Raw genomic sequence first — 3,061 nt, 5'->3', positions numbered from 1 at the left:
AGGGTAATAATAGCTCCCGCTCAAGCTTTTTATAAAGCTCCCGGGCCTTCGGATTCAAAATAATCGAGACAGTTCTATCCACTCGCTCCGGTAACTCCAGCCAATCCTCGCTTTTCATCGATACCACGATATCCGATATGGCTTCGTATATCCTTTGTTCTGCTTCTTTCTTTTCATGCCACTTATAAACGACATGCCCATCGCGTTCACCAGGTACGAAATATTTATCCCGATAACCGGTGATGGTCTTCCCAAGACGCTCACCCTGGTCAAGGAGATATACCTGCGGCCATAAGTCGATCAGACCATTAGGCGCCGGCGTTCCGGTCAAACCGATTACCCTTTTCATCAAAGGTCTAACCCGGCGAAGAGCCCTAAATCTCTTTGACTGATGATTTTTAAAACTGGATAGCTCGTCTATCACCACAGTACCAAATGGCCACATATTTCCGTACTCACGTACCAGCCATTCAACGTTTTCCCGGTTTATTACGTAGATATCGGCTTCAGCTCTCAAGGCTTTTCTCCGGGCTGTAGCACTTCCCAGAACCTTACTAATTCGCAAATGTTTTAGGTGATCCCATTTTTCAATCTCCCGGGGCCAGGTATCATCGGCTACCCTTAGCGGCGCTATTACTAATATCTTTTCGGTATCAAAATAATCATTAAGCAACAAGTCGATCGCAGTCAGTGTGCTTACAGTTTTTCCTAAACCCATCTCTAAAAAGAGTCCGGTATAATGGGTGTCCAGGATGTGCTGTGTCGCGTATTCCTGATATCTATGCGGCGTGTATATCAACTCCCGGTCACCTCCTGGATAAAATCATCAACACCCTTAAAACTATCAATTACGTATACCTGATGCCCTCTATCCCGCAATTGCCTATGCCTTTTAAGCTGTAGTGGTTCCGGTTTTTCACCCGGTTTTTTAAGCTCGACATAAATGGTCCTGCCTCCCGGCAGCGCTACAATCCGGTCAGGAACACCCCTCGTACCAGGGGATACAAATTTCCAAACTAATCCGCCAATTTTTTTTACTGCTTTTATCAGATAATTTTCAATGGTTGACTCTAGCATCCAATCACTCCATTTTTTCAAGTTGCTGTATTTACTCGCGCGCGCGTATCCTCTTATTTACGCGTTTAGCATAGGGATTATATGTACACGTGTTTTATTACGTCCTATGCTAATTTAATAAATACTTATATAAGAAAATTACGGCAACTACAGCAATTAATAGTTTTAATCCTTCAAGTATTTAGGATTTGAGAGGTTGCCGTAAGTCAATTCTTACAGCAAATCTAATGCAACTATTGCAACTTTTACGATTGCCGTGTTTGCCTCCGGATTGCTGTAAAAATTACGGCTAAGACAACCCCTTTTTAATCCTTTCAAATACTCTTTGTACTCCATACCCTCCTGGCATTTTTGCTTTGCCTTTTCGTTCCTGCCATCCAGGGATGCGCCTCAGGATGTCGCAGATCTCTTTAGCTTCCCAGGGTCGCATTGACCCTTTTTTATTTCCCAGGCATTCGGTCCATACCTGAGCTGCACACACTCTAATTCGCATAGTCTCATCCTGCTCTTCTCCCCATTCGTCTTGAACCGGGGTTTCCAGCCATTCCTGGATAATACCCTCACGGGGATCACTTTCCATGTGTTGCGCCTGCTGGTGATTTGCTTCTATGGCTGCTTGCTCATCCAGTTCCAGAGTTTCCCCCGCCTTGAACCAGCATAAAACTTCCGCCCAGATTTGGATGACAAGCTCATCAGTTAAATGTTTCCAATGGCTATACTTGGCTTTTTTAGGGTTAAGCTCTACCGGCCAAAACCTTCTATTTCCAGTAGGATCTCGAAGAAATTCCCTATTGTTGGTAGTCCCAAAAAATACACATTTTCTTGGAAAATCAGACACTACCCTGTCGTATGCTACTCTATATCGGTCTTCAGTTTTTGATAGAAACAATTTCACTTCTTCAATCTCAGATCGCTTCATTGCCGATAGTTCTCCGATTTCGAAGATCCACCCTGACTGTAGGTGCTCTCCTGCTTCTTTGTTTTCAAAGTTCTTCAATGAATCACTCGACCATTCGCCGCCAAGCTTTGCCAGTATGCTGCTTTTTCCGGCTCCCTGCGGACCTATAAGTACTAGCATGTAATCAAATTTGCATCCTGGCTCGTATAATCGTTTAATGGCCGCTAGCAGCATTTTTCGTGTTACCTGTCTGATGTAATGGGTGTCAGGTGCGCCCAAATAATCAATAAAGATTGCTTCAGCTCTCTCAATTCCATCCCAGACACGGCTTTCTACATAGGATTTGATTGGATGAAACTTGTTTCTACGGGTTACTTCTGTAAAAGCTTTTTTGATAGTCACTCCTGAGCTAAATCCATAATTTTTATTGAACCAATGGTCCCGGCGGTCGTCGTCTTCTCCTAACCAGGGCTCATACAGGCGATGGGGCCTTTCTTTCTTCCGCCAGGGCAGATCATTTTTTATTACTTCAGTGTTTCTAAAAGCGTCATACGCCAGAACGCCGTGCCATTCCCCGTGGGATAAAATCAATTCGATATTATTGGCCGTCGGCAGCAGATCCCCAGTCTTATGATGGAACTCTAGCTGCTCCTTCCACGAATCCCCCTCCAGGTCATCATCCAGGGCTTCATCGCTGAATTCCTCCTGAATTTCGGACATCCGCATACGCCTGACTTCAGGCTGGCTAACAGCGTATTTTTCCATGGCTATCTGGCTGGGCAGCTTGTTAAGATTGGTTTTTTCATTAACCCTGTCGTCCAACTTGCCGAATTTATGGATGCGGACTAGATCAAAGGCGTTAACCTCTCTGCCGCCGCAGGGATCGCTTTCATGATGGCTGTAGGCAAAGGTATCTTTGTCGTATACAACCAACCCTCCATAACCGCTGGCCCCTGCGAAAGTGTACCTGGTCAGGCTATCATCAACCGGGGAGTACAGGTCCGGTAAAAACTTGGATATAGCTTCGCTGATGCTGTAGCAGCGGCAGAAGGTTCCAACGATACCCTGTTTGGTAGTCGGCTCCTC

At 45.2% G+C, this 3,061-nt stretch carries 3 protein-coding genes; all 3 read right to left on the bottom strand.

Features of this window, described 5'->3' with window-relative positions:
* Nucleotides 1–799: DEAD/DEAH box helicase (locus tag HPY74_20610; GenBank protein NSW93009.1), on the bottom strand; the 799-nt coding region annotated here is incomplete at its 3' end.
* Complete coding sequence (locus HPY74_20605) at nucleotides 796–1,077, bottom strand: VRR-NUC domain-containing protein (protein NSW93008.1); 282 nt, start codon at nucleotides 1,075–1,077, stop codon at nucleotides 796–798. The genes HPY74_20605 and HPY74_20610, both read right to left, overlap by 4 nt.
* Before the next feature lie 289 nt (nucleotides 1,078–1,366).
* On the bottom strand, nucleotides 1,367–3,061 hold a 1,695-nt coding region (locus tag HPY74_20600; GenBank protein NSW93007.1), incomplete at its 5' end, for a virulence protein E.

The sequence above is a fragment of the Bacillota bacterium genome, assembly GCA_013314855.1.
In the GTDB taxonomy this organism is placed as follows: domain Bacteria; phylum Bacillota; class Clostridia; order Acetivibrionales; family DUMC01; genus Ch48.
This window is presented reverse-complemented; position numbering and strand designations above follow the sequence as displayed.

What these genes read in the sequence shown, in the direction of transcription:
- HPY74_20605 (NSW93008.1), bottom strand. Translation starts at nt 1,077, where the DNA reads ATGCTAGAGTCAACCATTGAAAATTATCTGATAAAAGCAGTAAAAAAA.